The organism is Lysobacter sp. ISL-50, from assembly GCF_018612875.1.
In the GTDB taxonomy this organism is placed as follows: Bacteria; Pseudomonadota; Gammaproteobacteria; order Xanthomonadales; family Xanthomonadaceae; genus Lysobacter.
This window is the reverse complement of the sequence record NZ_JAGGRI010000029.1, coordinates 75,608-81,644: the sequence shown is the minus strand read 5'-3', so window position 1 is coordinate 81,644 and position 6,037 is coordinate 75,608. Positions and strand designations below refer to the sequence as shown.

Sequence of the window (6,037 nt, the reverse complement as noted above, 5' to 3'; positions counted from 1 at the left end):
TCGCGAGTTACAAGCGGCGCCCAGCAAAAGCAACAGCAAAGCCGAGCGCACAGCAAAGCAAGGCCGAGACAAAGCAAAGCTGAGGCAAAGCAAAATCTCGGCAACGGCAACGGCAACGGCAACGGCAACGGCAACGGCAACGGCAACGGCAACGGCTGAGCGAAGGCCCAGCAACGCTTCGCTCGTCGTGATCGCTACAGCATGGGTTAGTGGCGCAGTTAAGCCGAACTCAAGCGCCGATCACAACTCGCCCAACCGCGCCGCCTCGCGCCGATCGCGCCCATTCTCCTTGGCGCGATACAACGCCGCGTCCGCCCCGTCGAACAACGTCCGCACATGCGTGTGCACACCCGGAACGCAGGTGTACAAGCCGATGCTCAGGCTCACCTTCTGGTCTTCGCCCTGGCCATAACGCGCATCGAGCTTGCGCATGTCGGCCAGGATCATGTCGGCCACGCGCGCGGCGCCTTCGACATGAGTGTCGGGCAGGATCACCGCGAATTCGTCGCCGCCGAAACGCGCGGCCAGATCGCGCGGGCGGCGCGCGTGCGAGGCGATGATCTCGGCGATCTTCTGCAGCAGCTTGTCGCCGGCGCGATGGCCCACCGAATCGTTGTAGGCCTTGAAGTAATCCACGTCGATCAACGCCAGCGACATCGGCGCGCGGGTGCGGCGGGCGCTGGCCAGTTCGCGCTGCAGGACGTGGTCGAAACGGCGGCGGTTGCCGAGCCGGGTCAGGGTGTCGAGGTTGGCTTCGCGGCGCCAGTGGCGCAGGTGGCCGACCATCCAGGCCAGATACGCCAGCGCGATCATCACGATCGCCGCCGCCGGCGGAAACCACAGGTTGCCCAGGCGCAGCACGATCACGCTGCCGGCCGCGGTCAGCAGCGCCGCCGCGCCGGTGATCAGCAGCGGCCGCTGGAAGCGCGACAGCAGCAACAGCGATACCACCGCCAACAGCATCGCCGCCGCCAGCAGCGCTTGCCAGAACGACGACAGCGGCACGATCGCGCGATCGTGCAACAGCATTTCGATGACGTTGGCCTGGTACTCGGCGCCGTGCATGCGCACGTCGTCGGACATCGGCGTGAGGTAGCGCGGCACCAGTCCGGTCGCGGTCACGCCGATCACCACCCAGCGCCCGCGCAGCAGTTCGGCCGGCACCTGGCCGCTGAGCACGTCGGAATACGAGACCTGGCCGAAGGTGCCCGGCGGGCCGGCGAAGCGGATGCGCACGTAGTTGTCGCGCGTCCATTGGTAAGGCGAGCCCTGCACCAGCGCGGGCCGGCGCAATCCGGGCAGGGGGTTGGGCGCGGCGCCCGGTTCCAGGCCGATCAAGGCCAGTCCCAGCGCCGGCCAGCGCGAATCGCCGAGGCCGGCCTTGAGGTACATGCCGCGGGTGGTGCCTTCGGCATCGAGTTCGATGTCGGTGTGACCCAGGGTGTTGGCGGCGGTGGCGATCACCGGCGTCGGCAGCACTTCCACCGGCGGGCCGTTCTGGCGCAGCGGCGCGGTGGTCACCGGCAGGGCGACGCGGCCCAGCCGGCGCATCGAGGCGGCCAGGGCGAGGTCGTGGTCGTCGCCGCTGCGGTCGGCTTCGGCCAGCACCAGATCCAGGGCGACGCCGCGCACGCCGGCATAGCCCAGCCGGTCGAGCACCTGCGCGTGGATGTCGCGCGGCCATGGCCATTGGCCGAGTTCGTTGAGGCTGCGGTCGTCGATGGCGACGATCACCACGTCGTCGTCGGGCGCGTAGCCCCAGTTCGACAGGTGTTGGTCGTAGAAGAAGTCGTCCAGGCGCCAGGTCGCGCCGCTGACGGTCAGCAGCGCCGCCAGACCGGCCGCGCACAGGGCCGCACCGCCACGCATCAGCCTGGACAGTGCGATGGGGCTCATAAGGCCAGCAGCAACAGCACCGCGCCGGCCGCGCCGCCGGCGTAGCACAGGCGGCAGGGCAGGCGGATTTCCTGCGCGGGGCCGTACGGCGCTTCGTAGCCGTCGTCTTCGATGGTCTGCACGCGCACGTGCCAGGTTCCGCCGCCGGGGCGCTTGAGTTCGATCTGCGGCACGTCCACCACCTGTTCCAACAGCAGTTGCGAGAAGTCGGCCTTGCGCGATATCTGCACACGATAACGCTGACCGGGCTCGCCTTTCTGCCAGCGCAGGGTCAGCTGGCCCTTGGCCGCCTGCGGCGGTTCCAGGCCGGGATCGACCGGCGCATCGCTGATCTGGAACGGCAGGGCGTTGCCGAAACGGCCGATGCGGCCGTTGCCGTCGCGCGAGGCCACGCGCCAGTAGTAGCTACCCGCTTGCAGGGCTTGTTCGGGGCGTGCGCGCAAGCCGCCGACTTCCATGTCCGCGACCGGCTCGGCGAAGTGCTCATCGCGCGCGATCTGCAGGCGCGTGCGCTCGGCGTCCTGCGCGCGCGCCCACTCGAAGCGCGGCTTGGGCTGATGCAGGACCTGGCCGTCGAGCGGGCTGATGGTCAGCGGCGGCAGCGGTTGATCGTTGACGGTGAACACTTGCGCGCTGTCGCGGCCGCCCAGGCCGTTGCCGGCGATCGCGCGCACCAGCAGGCGCTGGCGGCCGGCGGGCAGGTCGTCGATGCGCACGCGGGTGTCGGTCACGCGGCTTTCGAACAGCAGCACTTCCGGGGCGTCGTCGCGCACCACTTCGACCCGGTATGCGGTCGCGCCGGGCACCGCGGCCCAGCTCGCGGTCGCCGGCAGTTGTTCGAGTTGGGTCGCCGTGCGCGCCAGGGTCGGCGCCGGCAGCAGTTCGATCGGCTGCGACGGCGCGGCGCCCGCGCCGGCGACGGCGCCGAAGCCCGGGGTCACCAAGACCTGGCCGCGCTGCGCGCCGACCTGGACCTTGCCTTCGAGCACTTCGGTCGCGTCCATCGCGCCGCTGTCGCCGCCGTCCGCGTCGCCGGCGCTGACCCGGAAGTGGGTGCCGCGCACGCTCGAGGTCGCCGACGGCGTTTCGATGATGTAGCGCGAGGCCGGGCCCTTGGCCGGGATCACCCGGTTGCTGGTGCGGCCGCGCTGCAGGCGCATGCGCGTATCGACCATGCCGGTGCTGCCGTAACTGCTGAGTTCGTCGAACATCACGCGGCTGTTGTCCTGGACCATCAGCCGCGAGCCGTCGGCGAATTCCAGGGTCGCGCTGGCGCCGGGCCCGGTTTCCAGACGGCTGCCGATGCCGATGCGCATGCCTTCGCTGACCAACACCCCTGGCGTTTTATCGGTGGCGAGCACATTGACCGCGCCGCGCACCGCCACCACCCGCGCCTTGGCCGGCTCGATCCGCAGCCAGCCGATCGGGAAGCGCATGCTGGTGCCCGGCGGCAGGTGATAGGGATCGACGATGCGGTTGTGTTCCTGCAGCCGGCGCCAGTTGATGCCGGTTTTCAGATGGCGCGCGCCCAGGTCCCACAAGGTGTCGCCGGGGCGCACGCGATAACTCCAGTCCTGCGCCTGGGCCAGACCGGAAACGCACAACAGCAGGGCCGCGAGAGCCAGGAAACGGCCGGATGTCTTGACCCGGGACGCGGTCGCGCGCCGGGCGGCGCGGGACGTGAACGGAAACAGGAGCGCTGTAATCGAAGACATCCGTAATCCGTGGCTGAGTGGGATGGCGAACACCGGCCGGGCCGGCGACTGTGGGCACAGCAACCCCCAATTATGCGGCTTCAGTCACATTTTTTCTGCTCTGTACCCTCTCGCGCGGCGGTCTGGGCGGATGGACGGCGGCTGGGCGGCCGTATCCGGTAGGTATCCAATGAGGCTCCGAGGTGCATGAGACGCTGCCAGGGGCGCGTTGTGGGTGCCCTGCCGGCTGATCGTAGCGCCGATGCCGTGCGGGTGGTGAGGGGGCGGGGAGGTTAGCCGCAACCGGAGCCCGGTTCTCTCCGGAGCCCGGCCCGGCGCGGACGCCGGGCGCGCGGTGTCCGCGCTCCGGCGCCGATCGCCGCGCGGGCTCAACCCCTCTCCGTTCGGGCGGGAGGGGCTTTCGAACGCAGCGGGTTTCGATCACCCCCTGCGCCCGCGGGACGCGTTCACGCCTTGGCCGGACGCCGCCGCGTGGCTCAGGCTTTCTTCGCCGCGATCCAGCGATCGATCTTCTTGTCGAGGATTTCCAGCGGCAGCGAGCCGTCCTTGAGCATTTCGGCATGGAATTCGCGAATGTCGAAGCGCGCGCCCAGTTCTTTCTCGGCGCGCTTGCGCAGTTCCATGATCTTGAGCTCGCCGATCTTGTACGCCAGCGCCCGGGCCGGGATCGCCATGTAGCGCTCGGCCTCGGCGGTGGCCTGGGTCTCGCTCTCGGCCGAATTGGCCAGCATGTAGGCGATCACCTGCTCGCGCGTCCAGTTCTTGCTGTGCAGGCCGGTGTCCACGACCAGGCGGATCGCGCGCCACAACTCGTTCTGCAGGTAGCCGAAGTAGTCGTAGGCATTGCGGTACACGCCCAGTTCCTTGCCCAGCGATTCGGCGTACAGGCCCCAGCCTTCCGAGAACGCGATCTCGCTGCCGAAGCGGCGGAACTTCGGCAGGTCGGTGAGCTCCTGCTGCAGCGCCAGCTGGAAATGATGGCCCGGGATCGCTTCGTGCAGGAACAAGTCCTCCGCGTCCCAGGTCTTGCGCGTGGGCAAGTCGTAGGTGTTGACGTAGAAGATGCCCGGCCGGCTGCCGTCGCCGCTCGGGCGCATGTACGAGCCGCCCGCGGCCGACTGCGCGCGGAAGGCTTCGACCGCGCGGATTTCGAACGGCGCCTTCGGCGTCAGCGAGAACAGCGCGGGAATTTTCGCGTTGATGGTCGCTTCCAGGCCGCGGTAGTGGGTCAGCAGTTCGTCCTCGGTCTTGAACACGAAGCGCGGATCGGTCTGCAGGAACTTGAAGAACTCCGGCCGCGTGCCCTTGAACTTCAGCTCGGCGATGACCTTGTCCATCTCGCCGTGGATGCGCGCGACTTCGTCCAGGCCGATCTGGTGGATCTGCGCCGGGCTCATCGAGGTGGTGGTGGTGCGCCGCGCGTTGAACGCGTACCAGGCCTCGCCGTCGGGCAGTGCGCCCAGGCCGTCGGTGTCGCGCGCGTGCTTCATGTAGTCGTCGCGCAGGTAATCGCGCAGGCGGCGGTAGGCCGGCATCAGCTCGCCGTCGATGCCGCGGCGGTATTCGGAGGTCAAGCGCGCCTTGTCGGCGTCGGAGAACGAGGCCGGCAGGCCGGCGATGGGCTTCCAGAACAAGGTGTCTTCCGCGCGATCCTTGATCAGCGCGTCGAGCTGCGAGAGCACCTTGACCATCAGCGACTTGGGCTGGACCACGCCGCGCTTGACGCCTTCGCGGCTGTTGACGATGAACTGATCGAAGATCGCCGGCACGTGGCCGGCGCGGGCGCGCCAGTTTTCGTAGTCGGCCACGGTCTTGAACGGCTGCGCGCCGGTGCCGGAACCGAACTGGGCGACGCTGGCGGCGAAGTTGTAGAACTGGTTGATCGGCAGCAGCCAGGTCGGGTACTGGTCGGATTCCAGGTCGATTCTGGCGCTGCGCACGAAGATCTCGTAGCTCAGCAGATCCTGCGCGGACAGGCCTTGCGAGCCGACCGCTTCGATCGTCTTGAGCCAGCGCTGGGTGAACTCGCGGTCCTGCTTGCGGAACGCGGCGGTGGCGAAGTTCGGCAGTTGGTCGTTGTAGCGCGGATCGCCCTGCATGGTGGCGAGCAACGGGTTGAGCTTGAGGTTTTCTTCCCAGTACTGCTCGTACAGGCGGTCGAGCTTCTGGCTCTTGGTCTGCACGGTGAGCTTGGGCGCGGCCGGCGCCGGTTCGGCGGCGAACGCCGGCGCCGCCAGGCACAGCGCGGCGGCGAGGGCGAGGCTGAGGAAGGAGACGGTCGAGCGCGCGCGGGCGCGCGGGCGGAGCGAGGAAGCGGTCATGTCGCAGGCGATCCGGACGGATGGACCGGCAGGCTCGCGCGCGCCGCGGGCGGGCGGAAGAGCCGAAGGTCATGCGGTAGCGCCCGCGATGCGGGTTATGCGCGT

At 68.9% G+C, this 6,037-nt stretch carries 3 protein-coding genes; all 3 read right to left on the bottom strand.

Annotated elements, in window-relative coordinates; translation table 11 throughout:
* Positions 1–240: 240 nt before the first annotated feature.
* Complete coding sequence (locus J7J50_RS17400) at positions 241–1,896, bottom strand: CHASE2 domain-containing protein (RefSeq protein WP_215056047.1); 1,656 nt, start codon at positions 1,894–1,896, stop codon at positions 241–243.
* A complete protein-coding gene (locus tag J7J50_RS17395) occupies positions 1,893–3,611 on the bottom strand; it encodes a FecR domain-containing protein (RefSeq protein ID WP_215056046.1) in 1,719 nt (572 codons plus the stop codon). The genes J7J50_RS17400 and J7J50_RS17395 overlap by 4 nt, the downstream gene beginning before the upstream one ends.
* A 476-nt stretch (positions 3,612–4,087) precedes the next feature.
* Entirely contained in the window at positions 4,088–5,932 is a 1,845-nt protein-coding gene (locus tag J7J50_RS17390; protein WP_215056045.1) for a DUF885 family protein, read from the bottom strand.
* Positions 5,933–6,037 lie beyond the last annotated feature (105 nt).

Coding starts and splice junctions, on each gene's coding strand:
- J7J50_RS17390 (WP_215056045.1), bottom strand. CDS start 5,932: ATGACCGCTTCCTCGCTCCGCCCGCGCGCCCGCGCGCGCTCGACCGTC.
- J7J50_RS17395 (WP_215056046.1), bottom strand. CDS start 3,611: ATGTCTTCGATTACAGCGCTCCTGTTTCCGTTCACGTCCCGCGCCGCC.
- J7J50_RS17400 (WP_215056047.1), bottom strand. CDS start 1,896: ATGAGCCCCATCGCACTGTCCAGGCTGATGCGTGGCGGTGCGGCCCTG.